This is a genomic window from Testudinibacter aquarius, from assembly GCF_004342725.1.
Taxonomy (GTDB): Bacteria; Pseudomonadota; Gammaproteobacteria; order Enterobacterales; family Pasteurellaceae; genus Chelonobacter; species Chelonobacter aquarius.
Genome location: NZ_SMCP01000001.1, coordinates 324,720 through 339,754, shown reverse-complemented (window position 1 = coordinate 339,754; position 15,035 = coordinate 324,720). Strand labels below are relative to the sequence as shown.

The window sequence follows — 15,035 nt, the reverse complement described above, 5'->3', positions numbered from 1 at the left end:
GAGAAAAACATGTCTGCAGGTTTTGTACAAGCCGCTTATATTGTAGCAGCACTACTATTTATTATGAGCTTGGCCGGTCTTTCTAAACATGAAACCGCCAAAGCGGGTTGTTGGTATGGCATCGTCGGGATGGCGATTGCGTTGGTGGCAACGATTTTCGGGCCGGAAACACAAGGTCATTGGTGGATCGTGATTGCGATGGTCATCGGCGCAGTGCTCGGGATTCAACGTGCGCTGAAAGTCGAAATGACCGAAATGCCGGAATTGGTCGCGATTTTGCACAGCTTCGTCGGTTTGGCGGCGGTATTGGTCGGCTTTAACAGCTACTTTGCCCCACATGGCGTGATGGATTCTGTGATGCAGAATATCCACGATGTCGAAGTCTTTTTAGGCATCTTTATCGGCGCGGTCACTTTCACCGGATCGATTGTGGCGTTCGGTAAATTGCGTGGTATCATCAATTCCAAAGCGTTGAGCTTGCCACACCGCCATAAATTGAATTTGGCTGCGGTAGTTGTTTCTGTGTTGTTGATGTTCACATTTGTCGGCGATGCCAGCTTATTCCCGTTGATTCTGATGACGATTATTGCCTTGGCATTCGGTTGGCATTTGGTGGCTTCTATCGGCGGCGCAGATATGCCGGTGGTGGTCTCCATGTTGAACTCCTATTCCGGTTGGGCAGCAGCAGCGGCCGGTTTTATGCTAAACAACGATTTACTGATCGTGACCGGTGCATTGGTAGGTTCTTCCGGTGCGATTTTGTCTTACATTATGTGTAAAGCCATGAACCGCTCTTTCATCAGCGTTATCGCCGGCGGCTTTGGTAACGATGTGCAGGCCAGCTCGGATGAAGAGCAAGGCGAACACCGTGAAACCAGTGCCGAAGAAGTGGCGGAGTTGTTGAAAAATGCCAGCTCGGTGATCATCACCCCGGGATACGGCATGGCAGTGGCGCAAGCGCAATATCCGGTGGCGGAAATCACCCAGAAATTGCGTGACAAAGGCATCAATGTCCGCTTTGGCATCCACCCGGTTGCAGGTCGCTTGCCGGGACACATGAACGTGCTGTTGGCAGAAGCCAAAGTGCCTTATGATGTGGTGCTGGAGATGGATGAAATCAACGAAGATTTCCCTGACACCGATGTGGTGTTGGTGATCGGTGCCAACGACACCGTTAATCCGGCGGCGTTAGACGATCCGAACAGCCCGATTGCCGGCATGCCGGTGTTGGAAGTCTGGAAAGCGCAAAACGTGATCGTGTTCAAACGTTCTATGGCGGTGGGTTATGCCGGGGTGCAAAATCCATTGTTCTTCAAAGACAACACCCAAATGTTGTTCGGCGATGCCAAAGAGCGTGTGGACGATATTTTGAAAGCACTGTAAGTTATCCGATTAAAGCTCAAACCTGCTGTTGCTGACAGCAGGTTTTTTTATGCCAAAAGTGCGGTTTGTAGTGCTTTAAAAAAACTTTTATTAGTGCTATCCTGAGTTTTCAAATATAGGAGAACAATATGGCTATACATCAAATTTTAACCAATACCGTTGCCAGCATTACTGATCTCAAGAAAAACCCAATGGGAACCGTTGCAGCCAGTGATAGTGGCGCAATTGCGATTTTAAATCGCAACGAACCGGCGTTTTATTGCGTAACGCCTGCATTATTTGAATATTTTCAAGAAATGCTAGAAGACCAAAGATTAAACCGAATTGCAGACGAACGTTTGAAAACATTGGAAGCGGTAAAGGTTTCACTTGATGAGTTATGAATTAATTTTTGATAAAAGCGCATTAAAAGAGTGGCGTAAACTGGGTGAAACGGTACGAATGCAATTTAAAAAGAAGCTCACAGAAAGGCTGATTGCACCGCACGTTATAAGTGATAAATTATCCGGCTATTCAGCGCGTTACAAAATTAAACTGCGTACTTCGGGTTATCGTTTGGTATATGAAGTGTATGATAATACCATCACGGTGTTAGTTTTGGCGATTGGTAAGCGTGAAGGCGCAGAAGTGTATAAGACAGCAGATAAACGTTAGGGAAATCAAATGACCTATATCATAGGACTAACCGGCGGCATTGGTAGTGGCAAAAGCACGATTGCCGATTTGTTTGCTGAGCTGGGCGTGCCGATTGTGGATGCCGATGTGGTGGCGCGCGAAGTGGTGGCGCCAGGATCACCGTTATTAGCGCAGATTGCCGAGCATTTTGGCCAGCAGGTGATCACCGCTGAGGGGGGGCTGGATCGAGCGGCATTGCGCCAAATCGTGTTTGCTGACAAAGATAAAACCGAATGGTTGAATCAACTGTTGCACCCGGTAATTCGGCAACGCATGTTGCGCCAGCTGCAACAACAAACCGCACTTTATGTGTTGTGGGTAGTACCGTTGTTGATTGAAAATAAATTAACCGAGTATTGTGATCGGGTGTTGGTGGTGGACGTTAGTGAAGCCATTCAACTGCAAAGAGCGGTGCGGCGTGACAACAGTAATATTCAACAGATTAAAAAAATTATGCAGGCACAAGTCAGCCGCCAGCAGCGTTTGGCAAAAGCCGACGATGTGATTAACAATGACCGTCCTTTATCCGAGTCTGAAAAGGATTTACGCGCGCAAGTGCTGCAATTACATCAATATTATTTAGCGTTAGCAGGGAAAAAACATGAAAAATGAGATGATTAGCGTAGCGTGTCCAATCTGTCGTAAATCAGTCGAATGGAGCGAAAACAGCCCGTTTCGTCCATTTTGCAGCAAACGCTGCCAATTGATCGATCTGGGCGAATGGGCAAATGAAGAGAAAACCATTGCCTCGGATACCGCCGATTTTACGCTCGACAGCAGCGTGAACGGTGAGGCGCAGGATTGGGTTAAACATTAAAACAGGAGAAGAAGATGGATATTCAACATCAACAACAGGGCGGACAAGGTGCATTTGTGATTGAGCGCGACGGTGTGCGCATTGCCGAATTGGCGTACCGCACTTTAAATCAGAATACGCTTGATGCCTACCACACCCACGTTGATCCCTCGCTGCGCGGACAGGGCGTGGCGGATAAACTCTATCAGGCGTTTATCGAATTTGTTGACCAAAACGGCTACCAAGTTAAACCGAGCTGTAGTTATATTGAAAGTAAAATGCGGCGTGAGAAGCGGTTGTAATAATCAAAAAATCGAATAAAAATAAGTGGTTATGTTGATGGCTGATGTGGTATATCTCGATTATCATAGCAATTTTAACGTAAAATAAAAGGGAAATTATCCGGTTTTTTGCCTTATGACTATTTTTTGATAAATTGTGTTACAAAACAAAGAAAAAGGCTTGAAATCTGTTGATAGTAGGACTATGTTGTAACTAACACTAAATGGATTTTTCTTGAGTGTTCGCACTCGGCAACCTACCTAAAAAAGAGGTAAATACTATGACAGTAAACATTACAAGCAAACAAATGGAAATTACCCCTGCAATTCGCGCTCACGTTGAAGATCGCATCGCAAAACTGGAAAAGTGGCAAACCCAACTGATTAATCCGCATCTTATTTTGAACAAAACCCCGAAAGGTTTTTCGGCAGAGGCCTCCATCGGCACGCCATTAGGCGATTTGTTCGCCAGTGCCGAAGGGGAGGATATGTATAAAACTATTAATGAGTTAGAAGAAAAGCTGGAGCGCCAACTCAATAAATTACAACATAAAGGTGAGGCTCGGCGTGCGAGTGAAAGATTAAAAGACTCCTTTGAACAGTGATAACGATGTGATGCGAACAACCCGGCAAAAAAGCCGGGTTTTTTGTGTTCTGAACTTGAGAAAAGTGCGGTTACTACATAGAATGAGATAACTTATCGTTAAACGGAAAAAATGATGCCAAAAGATTTGAACGAGATCCGCCAACAGATTACCCAGCTTGACCGCCATCTATTGAAACTACTGTCCGAGCGCCACCGATTGGCCTATGATGTGGCACGCAGTAAAGAGTTGAGCAAGAAGCCGCTGCGTGACACCGGGCGTGAACAGCAGCTGCTGCAAGAGTTGATTCATTTTGCCGAGGCGCAAAACTACCCATTGGAAGCGCAATATATCACCCAAATTTTTCAAAAAATTATTGAAGATTCGGTGTTGACCCAGCAGGCATATTTGCAGAATAAACTCAATCAACAGCGTGAAAACAGCACTAGCATTGCGTTTTTGGGCGTACGCGGTTCGTATTCTAATCTGGCGGCGCGTCAGTACGCCGAACGCTATAAAAAGCAGTTAGTCGAATTGAGCAGCGATAGTTTTCAGCAAATTTTTGATAAAGTCGAAAGTGGCGAAGCCGATTACGGTATCTTGCCGTTGGAAAACACCACCTCGGGGGCGATCAATGATGTGTATGATCTGCTGCAACACACCCAATTGTCGATTGTCGGCGAGCTGACCTACCCGATTAAGCACTGCGTGTTAGTCGCCGGAGATACCGCACTTGAGCAGATTGATACCTTATACAGCCACCCGCAAGTGATCGCCCAATGCAGCCGATTTATTCAACAATTGGAGCGGGTACACATCAACTATTGTGAAAGCAGTTCGCATGCGATGCAATTGGTGTCGCAGCTGAATACACCGAATATTGCCGCACTGGGCAACGCCGATGGCGGCAAGCTGTACGGTTTGCGCGTACTGAAAACGGAGATTGCCAACCAAGCGAACAACATCACCCGTTTTATTGTGATTGCCAAAAACGCCATTACGGTTTCGCCTCAACTGCAAACCAAAACATTGTTGTTGATGAGCACACCGCAAACGGCAGGCTCGCTGGTGGATGCACTATTAGTGTTTAAAAACCACCATATTCAAATGAGCAAACTGGAATCGCGTCCGATCTACGGTCGCCCCTGGGAAGAGATGTTCTATCTGGAAATCGAAGCCAATATTCATGATCCACAAACCCAAACCGCACTTGAGGAGTTGAAACAGGTCAGCACCTACCTCAAAATCCTCGGTTGTTATCCGAGTGAAATTGTGCAACCGGTTGATCCGGCTTGAATCTAGATTTTTACTAAGTAAAAAAAGTGCGGTCGAGTTGACCGCACTTTGGCTGCTATATAGCTTAAAAGTTGCTGATAAAAATAGACAGAATCACCAGCGGAACCACATACTTGACATAGTTAAACCATATATTGGCAAATTTGGAGTTGCTGTTGGCGGTCAATTCTTGCTTTGCCTCGTCTTTCATCACAAAGCCCACAAACAGCGCACAGCCGAGTGCGGTCAGCATAAACAGAATATTGCCGCTGAAATAATCAAAGGCATCAAAGATATTTTTACCGAAAATTTTCCATTCTGCCCAAGGGCCATAGCTTAAAATCGACGGCAAGTTGCCCAAAATATAGATCGCTGCCAGCACCAAAATAATCGCTTTGCGCCGATTCATGCGGGTTTTTTCTTGCAAGGCAGTGATCAGCACTTCATAAATTGTCAACGACGTGGTGAGAGCGGCAACGAGCAGCAGTGAGAAGAAGATGACGGCAAAAAATTTGCCAGCCCATAGGTGGGAAAACACAATCGGCAGACTTTGGAATACCAAGGTTGGACCGGAATCGGGGGCGACACCAAAGCTAAACAGCGAGGGGAAGATCATAAAACCGGCTAATACTGCGATTAGGGTGTTGGTAAAACCGGTGATTACTGCCGTTTGTACTAGATTTTCGCCTTTTTTCAAATAGCTGGATAAGGTGATGATCACCCCAAAGCCCAAACTCAACGCAAAGAATACCTGCCCCAAAACAAACATAAACAGTTGTGGCGTGATTTTGTTGAAATCCGGTTGCAGATAGAATCGAATCCCTTCAGCAGCGCCGGGCAGGGTGACATTACGGATCACCATGCAAATCAAAAACACAAACAGCAACGGCATCAAATATTTCACCGCTCTTTCAATGCCACCGATTACCCCTTTGACCAAAATAATGTAGTTAATGATCACAAACAGCAGAGTGTAAAGGCTGATCATCAGCGGGCTGTTGTTGATGCTTTGGTTAAAAAATTCCGCCGTCAGCTCTTTGCTCACCGGTTGTGAAATCGCTAAATTTCCGTTGAACAGGCTGATAATATAGTTGATCACCCAACCGCCGAGCACCATGTAATACGCCATAATGCAGAACGAGCCAAGCATCCCTAAATAGCCCAAATATTTCCAACCGGCGGCGATCGGTTTGCCGTTGATAGTGCCACTAAAGGAGTCAATGGCATTCACTCGAATACGGCGTCCAATCACATTTTCGACCAGAATCATTGGAATACCGATTACAATCATCGCGATACAAAACAGCAAAACATAAGCGCCGCCGCCGTTTTCGCCGACTAAATAAGGGAAGCGCCAAGTAGCGCCGAAACCAACTGTTGCGCCGGCGACAGTCATAATATAAGTAAGGCGGCTGCTCCAAGTCTGTCTTTCTGGTGCTTGCCGTGTTTGAGAGGTTGTTGTCATAGTTTGCCTGATAAAATTAGGGGTAAAGCTAAGTTTTAGCCGGACTTTTTAACATACCTTGTCGGCAATGTAAATCGTTCTGCAAAAAACGGTTAAGTTTGCTATTATTCTGCGACAGACCCTAAAATCAATAACAAGGAATAAAAACAATGGTGACGGTTTACGGTATTAAAAATTGCGATACGGTCAAAAAAGCATTGACGTGGTTGGCGGCGAACGGCATTGAAGCCAAATTGCATGATTATCGTGTCGACGGAATTGATGCGGCTTATCTCGCTGAAGTCGAGGCGTTATTCGGCTGGCAGGAGCTGGTGAACAAGCGCAGCACTACATGGCGCAATTTGGATCAAGCCACTAAAGACGGGTTGAATCAACAAGCTGCACTGGCGTTGTTGTTGGCGCAGCCGACTTTGATTAAACGTCCGATTGTATTGGGTGCGGCAAAACCGTTAATCGGTTTTAATGATAAACAGTATACGAACGTGTTTAACGGTTAAAAGTGCGGTCGGATGAAACAGACAATTATTGAATTAGCGCAGGATCTGATCAGCCGTCCGTCGATCAGCCCACAAGACTTGGGCTGTCAGCAACTGATTGCAGAGCGTTTGGCAAAAATCGGCTTTGAAATCGAATGGTTGCCGTTCAACGACACCCTGAATTTATGGGCGCGACATGGTACGCAACGCCCCTGTATCGCCTTTGCCGGCCATACCGATGTGGTGCCGACCGGTGAGCAAAGCCACTGGCAATATCCGCCGTTTGCCGCCGAAATCGTTGACGATATGTTATACGGCCGTGGTGCAGCCGATATGAAAGGATCGCTGGCGGCAATGGTGATTGCCGCGGAACACTATGTACAAGCCAATCCCGATCATCAGGGCAGCATCGCCTTTTTGATTACTTCTGATGAAGAAGCGGCGGCAACTGACGGCACGGTGCGTGTGGTCGAAACCTTGATGGCGCGTGGCGAGCAAGTGGATTTTTGCATGGTAGGCGAACCGTCAAGTGCGGTCAAGCTGGGCGATATCATCAAAAACGGGCGGCGTGGTTCGATTACTGCCAATTTGACGATTCAGGGCATTCAAGGGCACGTTGCCTATCCGCACTTGGCCGAGAATCCGGTGCATAAATCCCTTGCCATGCTAGATGAATTGGTCAACATCGAATGGGATCGCGGCAATGCCTTTTTTCCACCGACCACGCTGCAAATCGCCAATATCCACGCCGGTACCAGCAGCAATAATGTGATTCCTGGCGAGCTGTTGGTGCAGTTTAATCTGCGTTTTTCCACCGAAATGGCGCCGAAATTGATTCAACGGCGGGTGACGGATCTGTTGGCGAAATACGGACTGCAATATCGACTGGATTGGAATCTGTCCGGCTTGCCGTTTGTGACTGAACAAGGCGAATTTATTCAGGCAGTGAAAAGTGCGGTCAAGCAACATCTCAATATTGAGCCGAAACTGGATACCGGCGGCGGCACTTCCGATGGACGTTTTATCGCCCAAATGGGCACGCAAGTAGTGGAACTGGGTCCGCTGAACGCCACGATTCATAAAGTCGATGAGTGTGTGAGCTGCCAAGATCTGTATCGTTTGGGTTTGGTGCATCGTCAATTACTACAAAATTTATTAGGCTAAGACTAAATTGTGACTCGATTTTTGTTTACTGACCAAATGCTGACCGGCAAAACTGATGTACATCTGGTGCCGCTGCCGTCAGCCTACGCTAGCCATCACCGACTGCAAGCCGATGCGCAGCGTGCTTTCATTGCACTACAGCAAAGTGCGGTCAAAGCAGGCTTTGATTTGCAACCGGCAAGCAGTTTTCGTGATTTCAAACGCCAGCAGCAGATCTGGAACGGCAAGTTTTTGTGCCAGCGCAAAGTGCATGATGATGACGGTAATCCGCTGGATTTGACTTGCCTTGATGACTGGCAAAAAGCGCAAGCGATTTTACGTTGGTCGGCGTTGCCCGGTGCCAGCCGCCACCATTGGGGAACGGAAATTGATATTTACGACCCTACGCGCTTACCGTTGGGGCAAGCGTTGCAGCTTGAGCCGTGGGAATATGAAGAAAACGGCTATTTCTATGATTTAGCCTGTTGGCTGAGCGAACGGCTACCGCACTTTGACTTTACCCTACCGTTTCAAGCCGTCTCTACTTTGGAAATCGGACGCGAACCGTGGCATATCAGCTACAAACCGCTTGCGGAGCAAGCCAAAGTGCGGTTCAGCCCGGAAATTTTACTGCATAGTTGGCAAAATGAAGACGTTGAAGGTAGTAAGTTGTTGGCTACCAAGATTACGGAAATTTTCAAACGTTTTATTACATAATTGTTACCATTCCAAGCCTATTTATTTTTTTAAATTAAAAAAATGTGATCTAGATTTTATTTTTTTAATTTAATAATAGAAAGTCATTGGCACTTTTTAACCAAATCGTTTATAGTGCGCCCCAATTATGCTATGGAGCAATCCATCAGGTGTAATACCACATATTTTATAGAGACTGGTTGTTGTCGGCTGAAAAGCGGCAGTCTCGTTTAGATACTCTTCAAAAGAACCAATTTATTAGAGGTTAGTATGTCAAGTAATCTGTTTGCGGTTGCGCAAAAGATCGGTAAAGCATTAATGTTGCCTGTATCGGTATTGCCGATTGCGGGGATTTTATTAGGGATCGGGGCGGCGCATTTCAGCTGGATGCCGGAAGTTGTTTCCAATTTATTTGAACAGGCCGGTGGCTCAGTGTTCGGGCAAATGGCGCTGTTGTTTGCTATCGGGGTTGCGTTGGGCTTCACCAACAATGACGGGGTAGCCGCATTAGCATCGGTTGTCGGCTATGGGATTATGGTCGCCACATTGAAAGTGATGGCGCCGGTGGTCGGGGTTGAAAATATCGAAACCGGGGTGCTCGGTGGAATTTTGGTCGGGGCTGTTGCCGCTTGGGCGTTTAACCGTTTCTACCGCATCCAATTGCCAGCGTATCTCGGCTTTTTTGCCGGTAAGCGCTTTGTGCCGATTGTCACCGGTTCGTTGGCAATTCTGTTAGGTGTGGTATTGTCATTGGTTTGGCCTCCGGTCGGTGGGTTAATCGATACGTTTTCACGCTGGGCTGCGGAACAGAATCCGGCATTGGCATTCGGGATTTATGGCGTGGTTGAGCGTAGCTTGATTCCGTTTGGTTTGCACCATATCTGGAACGTACCATTCTTTTTCCAAGCCGGGACTTGTGTGGACGCCAGCGGTGTGACCCAGCACGGCGTGGTAACCTGTTTCTTATCAGCGACTGAAGCCAGCCGTACCCCTGAAATGAGCTATTTCGGACAGTTGGCGGGTGGTTATATGTTCAAAATGTTCGGTTTACCGGCTGCTGCAATTGCAATTTGGCGTGCGGCAAAACCAGAAAACCGTGCCCGTGTCGGCGGGATCATGATCTCCGCAGCTTTGACTTCGTTCTTAACCGGGATCACTGAACCGTTAGAATTCTCTTTCATGTTCGTTGCGCCGATTCTGTATGCGATTCACGCATTATTGGCAGGTTCAGCCTATGTCGTGACCAACATGTTGGGCATGGTGCACGGTATGACCTTCTCGCACGGTTTCATCGACTTCACCTTGTTGTCCGCCAATTCACATAAACTGTGGCTGTTCCCGGTGGTCGGTGGTATTTATGCGGTGATTTATTTCACGGTATTTACCGTAGTGATCAAAGCCTTGAATCTGAAAACGCCGGGTCGTGAAGACGAAAACGAAGGAAAAAGCGCCGCAGTTGCAAGTAGTGGTGATGAAATGTCAGCCAATCTGGTTGCGGCATTCGGCGGCAAAGAAAACATCAAGAGCCTTGATGCTTGTATCACCCGCCTGCGTATCGGCGTCAACGACGTCAGCAAAGTCAATCAACCGCGCTTGAAAGAGCTGGGAGCAGCCGGTGTGGTGGTGGTAGGTAGTGGGATCCAAGCGATTTTCGGTACCAAATCCGAAAACTTGAAAACCGATATGGATCATTGGATTCATAAAAACTAACCAAATCGGTTGAGCGATTAAAAAGCCTTGTGTCATTCGATTGGCGCAAGGCTTTTTTTATGCTTCAAAGTGCGGTCAAACTACTTCAATCACAACACCACTGTGCAACCCTCGCGGCAATTGTCCGCCACGGCGGCCACGTTCGCCTTTGAATTTCTCCAAATCCTCCGGTTTAAGTGTGACTTTGCGCCGTCCGGCGTGGAAAATCAGGCTGTTTTCCGGTTTGATTAACAGGATTCGGCTTAACAGCTCTTCACGCGATTTGGCATTGGCGGCCGGAATACTGATAATTTTATTGCCTTTTCCTTTCGACAGGCTTGGCAGATCGGTGACCGGGAAGATTAGCATTTTGCCGATCGAAGAGATTGCGACCAATAGCATACCATCTTCCAAGACGGCTTGCGGTGGCAGCACTTTGGCGTTTTCAGTCAGGCTGATCAAGGCTTTACCCGCTTTGTTGCGTGAAATCAGATCGTCAAATTTACACACGAAACCATAGCCCGAATCGGACGCCATCAGATAGGCTTGTTGTTCGTTATCCATCAATAATTGTTCCACCACGGCGCCGCTTGGCAGGCTGAGCTTGCCGGTCAGGGGTTCGCCTTGGGAGCGGGCGGACGGCAAGGCGAGCGGATCGAGCGCATAACTGCGACCACTGCTGTCGATAAACACCACTGCTTGATTGCTTTTACCGTTGGCGTGTTGCAGGTATTTATCGCCGCTCTTATAGTTCAAGCCTTGTGCGTCGATTTCATGCCCCTTGGCACAGCGTACCCAGCCCATTTCGGAGAGAATGACGGTCACCGGCTCGGCAGGCAGCATATCGGTTTCGGAAATCGCTTTGGCTTCGGCTCGTTCCACAATCGGCGAACGGCGTGGGCTGTCATAGGTTTTGGCATCTTGCTGAATCTCTTTTTTGATCAGCGTATTAAGGCGGCGTTCTGATCCTAAAACCAATTGCAATTGATCGCGTTCTTGTGCCAGTTCATCTTGTTCCGCCTGAATTTTAACCTCTTCCAACTTTGCCAAATGGCGCAATTTCAAATCGAGAATCGCATCGGCTTGGATTTGGCTGAGGTTGAAACGTTGCATCAATACCGCTCTTGGCTCGTCCTCGTTGCGAATGATCTCGATCACTTCATCAATATTCAAATAGGCGATCATCAAACCGTCCAAAATATGCAGCCGAGCCAACACTTTGTCCAAGCGATATTGCAAACGACGTGTGACGGTGGTGCGGCGGAAGGTCAGCCATTCGCTGAGAATGGTATGTAGGTTTTTGACTGCCGGTTTTTGATCCAAGCCGATCATATTCATATTGACACGATAGCTTTTTTCCAGATCGGTGGTGGCAAACAGGTGATCCATCAACGGTTCGAGATCGACCCGATTGGAACGTGGCACAATCACGATCCGTGTCGGGTTTTCGTGATCGGATTCATCACGCAAATCATCGACCATCGGTAATTTTTTATTGCGCATCTGTTCGGCAATCTGTGCGATCACCTTTGAACCGGAAGTTTGGTGCGGAAGTGCGGTTATGATGACTTCGCCGTCCTCTTTCTTCCAGATCGCCCGCATTTTGATCGAGCCGCGCCCATTTTGGTACAGCTTGGCGAGTTCCTCTTTCGGCGTGATAATTTCTGCTTCGGTCGGAAAATCAGGGCCTTGCACAATGGTTAATAACTGTTCAAGCGTGGTTTGCGGATTATCCAACAACAACACTGCCGCTTCGGCAATTTCATTCAGATTATGTGGCGGAATGTCAGTCGCCATCCCGACCGCAATGCCGGTGGTGCCGTTGAGCAAAATATGTGGCAGGCGTGCCGGCAGATATTGCGGCTCTTCTAATGTGCCGTCAAAATTTGGTTGATAATCAACCGTGCCTTGCCCCAATTCGGATAGCAGCACTTCGGCGATCTTTGACAAACGCGATTCGGTGTAACGCATCGCCGCGAAAGATTTTGGATCGTCTGCCGCGCCCCAGTTGCCTTGCCCGTCCACCAGTGGATAGCGGTAGGAAAACGGCTGTGCCATCAACACCATCGCTTCATAACAGGCACTGTCGCCGTGTGGATGGAATTTACCCAACACATCCCCGACGGTACGCGCCGATTTTTTGTATTTGGCGGAGGCATTCAGTCCCAGTTCAGACATCGCATAAATAATCCGCCGTTGCACCGGTTTCAAGCCGTCACCGATAAACGGCAGGGCGCGATCCATAATCACGTACATCGAATAGTTTAAATAGGCTTTCTCGGTGAAATGCGCCAGTGGCATTTGCTCTACGCCTTCGTAGTTAATTTGTTGTTCACTCATGTTTTATTACCTGCGAGGATTAAACCGCTAAATCGGCGTGGTTGCCGTTGAGTTGCAGCCAGTTTTTACGATCTTCAGAACGTTTTTTCGCCAGTAGCATATCCATTAATTCAAGGGTTTGGTTGGTCGATTGATGTTGCTCGACCGCACTTTCATTTTGTGCTGTGGTTTCTTTTTCCGCTTGTTGATAGGTCAGTTGCACTAAACGGCGGGTGTTGGGATCCATGGTGGTTTCGCGCAGTTGTAGCGGATTCATTTCGCCCAACCCTTTGAAACGCTGTACGTTTGGCTTGCCACGTTTGCCTTTTAGGCGATCGAGAATTCCTTCTTTTTCACCCTCGTCTAAGGCGTAAAACACCTCTTTGCCTAAATCAATCCGGTAGAGCGGCGGCATCGCCACATACACATGCCCTTGTTGTACCAATTGCGGAAAGTGGCGCAGGAACAGCGCACAGAGTAAGGTGGCGATGTGCAGGCCATCTGAATCGGCATCGGCGAGGATACAGATTTTGCCGTAACGCAGTTGCGATAAATCATCGTTGTCGGGGTCGATGCCCAGCGCAACGGCAATATCGTGGATTTCGTTAGATGCCAACACTTGATCGGAAGCCACTTCCCAGGTATTTAAAATTTTGCCGCGCAACGGTAAGATCGCTTGAAATTCCCGGTCGCGCGCTTGTTTTGCCGATCCGCCGGCGGAGTCGCCTTCCACCAAAAACAGCTCGGTTTTATTTAGATCTTGGCTGCTGCAATCGGCGAGTTTGCCGGGCAGTGCCGGACCACTGACCAATTTTTTACGCACCACTTTTTTGGCGGCACGCAAACGGCGTTGTGCCGAATTGATCGCCATTTCCGCCAATAATTCTGCCTGTTGTACGTTTTGGTTCAGCCACAAACTGAAAGCATCTTTCACCGTGCCGGCCACAAAAACCGCACTTTGGCGGGATGACAACCGCTCTTTGGTCTGCCCGGCAAATTGCGGATCCTGCATTTTCAGTGACAGCACATAAGCACAGCGATCCCAAATGTCATCGGCGGTCAGCTTCACGCCACGCGGTAACAAATTGCGAAATTCGCAAAATTCACGCATTGCATCAAGCAAGCCTTGGCGTAAACCGTTGACGTGTGTGCCGCCTTGTGGAGTTGGGATCAGGTTGACATAGCTTTCGCCCAATAATTCGCCGCCGTCCGGCAGCCACATCAATGCCCAAGTGACGGCTTCAGTATCGGCCTTAAATTCACCGACAAACGGAATTTCAGGAATGGTGGCGACGTCCTGCACGCTTTCTTGCAGGTAATCCGACAAGCCGTCTTGGTAGCACCAACTTTCCTGCGTGCCGTTCACTTTATCGCTGAAGCTGATTTCCAATTTTGGACACAGCACCGCTTTGGCGCGCAGCAGATGGCTTAAACGGCTAGCCGAAAATTTTGCCGAGTCGAAATATTTCGGATTCGGCCAAAAACGCACCGTGGTGCCGGTATTGCGCCGTCCGCAGTTGCCGATCACTTGCAGCTCTTCGATTTTTTTGCCGTTGGCAAAAGCAATGCGATAGATTTCGCCATTGCGCTTTACCGTCACTTCGACCCGATCCGACAGCGCATTCACCACTGAGATTCCCACGCCGTGCAAACCGCCGGAGAACTGGTAATTTTTATTAGAAAATTTGCCGCCGGCGTGTAGCTTGGTCAGGATTAATTCCACCCCGGAAATTTTTTCGACCGGATGAATATCCACCGGCATACCGCGCCCGTTATCAATCACTTCCAGCGATTGATCTTCGTGCAAAATCACCTCGATTTTGCTGGCATAACCGGCAAGGGCTTCATCGACGCTGTTATCAATCACCTCTTGTCCTAAGTGGTTGGGGCGGGTGGTGTCGGTGTACATGCCCGGTCGCAGTTGCACCGGTTCTAGATCTTTGAGGACGGTAATATCGTCGGCTTGGTAGTTCGAGGTTGTCATATCGGCTTTTATTCAGATGTCAGGTTAAATGCAAAATTGCCCAATTCTATCAAACCTGCCATGAAACCGACAATCTTAATTCGGTTTATTTGCTTTGGAGGCGATATTTTGTTGCTAGTCCTTGAGATAAGGGAGAAAAGTGTTTTTACATTTAGGGTAATTCGCTATAAAATGGGCGCCGGTTGTTAAGATAATAACTTGGAGTTAGTATCTTAAAGTCAAGCAGTTGGCATAAGTAAAAACACTGAGATTTGTTTGGTGAGCTGATA

The 15,035-nt window shown here is 47.9% G+C and carries 15 protein-coding genes; 12 read left to right on the top strand and 3 right to left on the bottom strand.

What is annotated here, in order from left to right:
• Window positions 1-9 precede the first annotated feature (9 nt).
• The 8 genes from pntB to EDC16_RS01520 all read left to right on the top strand — a co-directional run bounded on the left by pntB (window position 10) and on the right by EDC16_RS01520 (window position 5,015).
• A complete protein-coding gene (pntB, locus tag EDC16_RS01555; RefSeq protein ID WP_132964696.1) occupies window positions 10-1,383 on the top strand; it encodes a Re/Si-specific NAD(P)(+) transhydrogenase subunit beta in 1,374 nt (457 codons plus the stop codon).
• Between the two features lie 128 nt (window positions 1,384-1,511).
• The gene (locus tag EDC16_RS01550; protein ID WP_132964694.1) at window positions 1,512-1,766 is read left to right on the top strand and encodes a type II toxin-antitoxin system Phd/YefM family antitoxin; all 255 of its coding nucleotides are present in this window, start codon (window positions 1,512-1,514) and stop codon (window positions 1,764-1,766) included.
• On the top strand, window positions 1,756-2,037 hold the full coding sequence (locus EDC16_RS01545) for a type II toxin-antitoxin system RelE family toxin (protein ID WP_132964692.1): 282 nt from the start codon (window positions 1,756-1,758) through the stop codon (window positions 2,035-2,037). Before EDC16_RS01550 ends, EDC16_RS01545 begins: the two co-directional genes overlap by 11 nt.
• 9 nt (window positions 2,038-2,046) lie before the next feature.
• Entirely contained in the window at window positions 2,047-2,670 is a 624-nt protein-coding gene (gene coaE / locus EDC16_RS01540; RefSeq protein WP_132964690.1) for a dephospho-CoA kinase, read from the top strand.
• The gene (gene yacG / locus EDC16_RS01535; protein ID WP_132964688.1) at window positions 2,660-2,875 is read left to right on the top strand and encodes a DNA gyrase inhibitor YacG; all 216 of its coding nucleotides are present in this window, start codon (window positions 2,660-2,662) and stop codon (window positions 2,873-2,875) included. Before coaE ends, yacG begins: the two co-directional genes overlap by 11 nt.
• A gap of 14 nt (window positions 2,876-2,889) precedes the next feature.
• Window positions 2,890-3,156, top strand: coding sequence for a GNAT family N-acetyltransferase (locus tag EDC16_RS01530; protein WP_132964686.1), 267 nt, complete (start codon window positions 2,890-2,892; stop codon window positions 3,154-3,156).
• Between the two features lie 260 nt (window positions 3,157-3,416).
• The gene (raiA, locus tag EDC16_RS01525; RefSeq protein ID WP_132964684.1) at window positions 3,417-3,740 is read left to right on the top strand and encodes a ribosome-associated translation inhibitor RaiA; all 324 of its coding nucleotides are present in this window, start codon (window positions 3,417-3,419) and stop codon (window positions 3,738-3,740) included.
• Window positions 3,741-3,854: 114 nt separating this feature from the next.
• A complete protein-coding gene (locus EDC16_RS01520) occupies window positions 3,855-5,015 on the top strand; it encodes a chorismate mutase (RefSeq protein ID WP_132964795.1) in 1,161 nt (386 codons plus the stop codon).
• 64 nt (window positions 5,016-5,079) lie between these two features.
• On the opposite strand, the gene EDC16_RS01515 is transcribed toward EDC16_RS01520, so the two are convergent.
• Window positions 5,080-6,459: a sodium-dependent transporter gene (locus EDC16_RS01515; protein WP_132964682.1), complete on the bottom strand. Its 1,380-nt coding sequence runs from the start codon at window positions 6,457-6,459 to the stop codon at window positions 5,080-5,082.
• Between the two features lie 149 nt (window positions 6,460-6,608).
• On the opposite strand from EDC16_RS01515, the gene EDC16_RS01510 reads away from it, so the two are divergent.
• From EDC16_RS01510 to ptsG, 4 genes are all read left to right on the top strand, one after another.
• Complete coding sequence (locus EDC16_RS01510) at window positions 6,609-6,956, top strand: ArsC family reductase (protein ID WP_132964680.1); 348 nt, start codon at window positions 6,609-6,611, stop codon at window positions 6,954-6,956.
• Window positions 6,957-6,968: 12 nt separating this feature from the next.
• Complete coding sequence (dapE, locus tag EDC16_RS01505) at window positions 6,969-8,099, top strand: succinyl-diaminopimelate desuccinylase (protein ID WP_132964678.1); 1,131 nt, start codon at window positions 6,969-6,971, stop codon at window positions 8,097-8,099.
• A 36-nt stretch (window positions 8,100-8,135) separates the two neighbouring features.
• Window positions 8,136-8,795 carry a M15 family metallopeptidase gene (locus tag EDC16_RS01500; RefSeq protein WP_132964792.1) on the top strand — a complete coding sequence of 220 codons (660 nt, stop codon included), beginning with the start codon at window positions 8,136-8,138 and terminating at the stop codon, window positions 8,793-8,795.
• Between the two features lie 249 nt (window positions 8,796-9,044).
• A complete protein-coding gene (gene ptsG / locus EDC16_RS01495; protein WP_132964676.1) occupies window positions 9,045-10,484 on the top strand; it encodes a PTS glucose transporter subunit IIBC in 1,440 nt (479 codons plus the stop codon).
• A gap of 75 nt (window positions 10,485-10,559) precedes the next feature.
• Here the strand turns inward: ptsG and parC are convergent, their stop codons facing one another.
• Together parC and parE are read right to left on the bottom strand one after the other, a co-directional pair.
• Entirely contained in the window at window positions 10,560-12,803 is a 2,244-nt protein-coding gene (gene parC, locus EDC16_RS01490; protein ID WP_132964674.1) for a DNA topoisomerase IV subunit A, read from the bottom strand.
• A 19-nt stretch (window positions 12,804-12,822) separates the two neighbouring features.
• On the bottom strand, window positions 12,823-14,766 hold the full coding sequence (gene parE, locus EDC16_RS01485) for a DNA topoisomerase IV subunit B (protein WP_132964672.1): 1,944 nt from the start codon (window positions 14,764-14,766) through the stop codon (window positions 12,823-12,825).
• Between the last annotated feature and the right edge of the window lie 269 nt (window positions 14,767-15,035).

Bases quoted from the DNA above. Each gene is read 5' to 3' on its own strand.
- pntB (WP_132964696.1), top strand. From the start codon at position 10: ATGTCTGCAGGTTTTGTACAAGCCGCTTATATTGTAGCAGCACTACTA.
- EDC16_RS01550 (WP_132964694.1), top strand. From the start codon at position 1,512: ATGGCTATACATCAAATTTTAACCAATACCGTTGCCAGCATTACTGAT.
- EDC16_RS01545 (WP_132964692.1), top strand. From the start codon at position 1,756: ATGAGTTATGAATTAATTTTTGATAAAAGCGCATTAAAAGAGTGGCGT.
- coaE (WP_132964690.1), top strand. From the start codon at position 2,047: ATGACCTATATCATAGGACTAACCGGCGGCATTGGTAGTGGCAAAAGC.
- yacG (WP_132964688.1), top strand. From the start codon at position 2,660: ATGAAAAATGAGATGATTAGCGTAGCGTGTCCAATCTGTCGTAAATCA.
- EDC16_RS01530 (WP_132964686.1), top strand. From the start codon at position 2,890: ATGGATATTCAACATCAACAACAGGGCGGACAAGGTGCATTTGTGATT.
- raiA (WP_132964684.1), top strand. From the start codon at position 3,417: ATGACAGTAAACATTACAAGCAAACAAATGGAAATTACCCCTGCAATT.
- EDC16_RS01520 (WP_132964795.1), top strand. From the start codon at position 3,855: ATGCCAAAAGATTTGAACGAGATCCGCCAACAGATTACCCAGCTTGAC.
- EDC16_RS01515 (WP_132964682.1), bottom strand. From the start codon at position 6,459: ATGACAACAACCTCTCAAACACGGCAAGCACCAGAAAGACAGACTTGG.
- EDC16_RS01510 (WP_132964680.1), top strand. From the start codon at position 6,609: ATGGTGACGGTTTACGGTATTAAAAATTGCGATACGGTCAAAAAAGCA.
- dapE (WP_132964678.1), top strand. From the start codon at position 6,969: ATGAAACAGACAATTATTGAATTAGCGCAGGATCTGATCAGCCGTCCG.
- EDC16_RS01500 (WP_132964792.1), top strand. From the start codon at position 8,136: ATGCTGACCGGCAAAACTGATGTACATCTGGTGCCGCTGCCGTCAGCC.
- ptsG (WP_132964676.1), top strand. From the start codon at position 9,045: ATGTCAAGTAATCTGTTTGCGGTTGCGCAAAAGATCGGTAAAGCATTA.
- parC (WP_132964674.1), bottom strand. From the start codon at position 12,803: ATGAGTGAACAACAAATTAACTACGAAGGCGTAGAGCAAATGCCACTG.
- parE (WP_132964672.1), bottom strand. From the start codon at position 14,766: ATGACAACCTCGAACTACCAAGCCGACGATATTACCGTCCTCAAAGAT.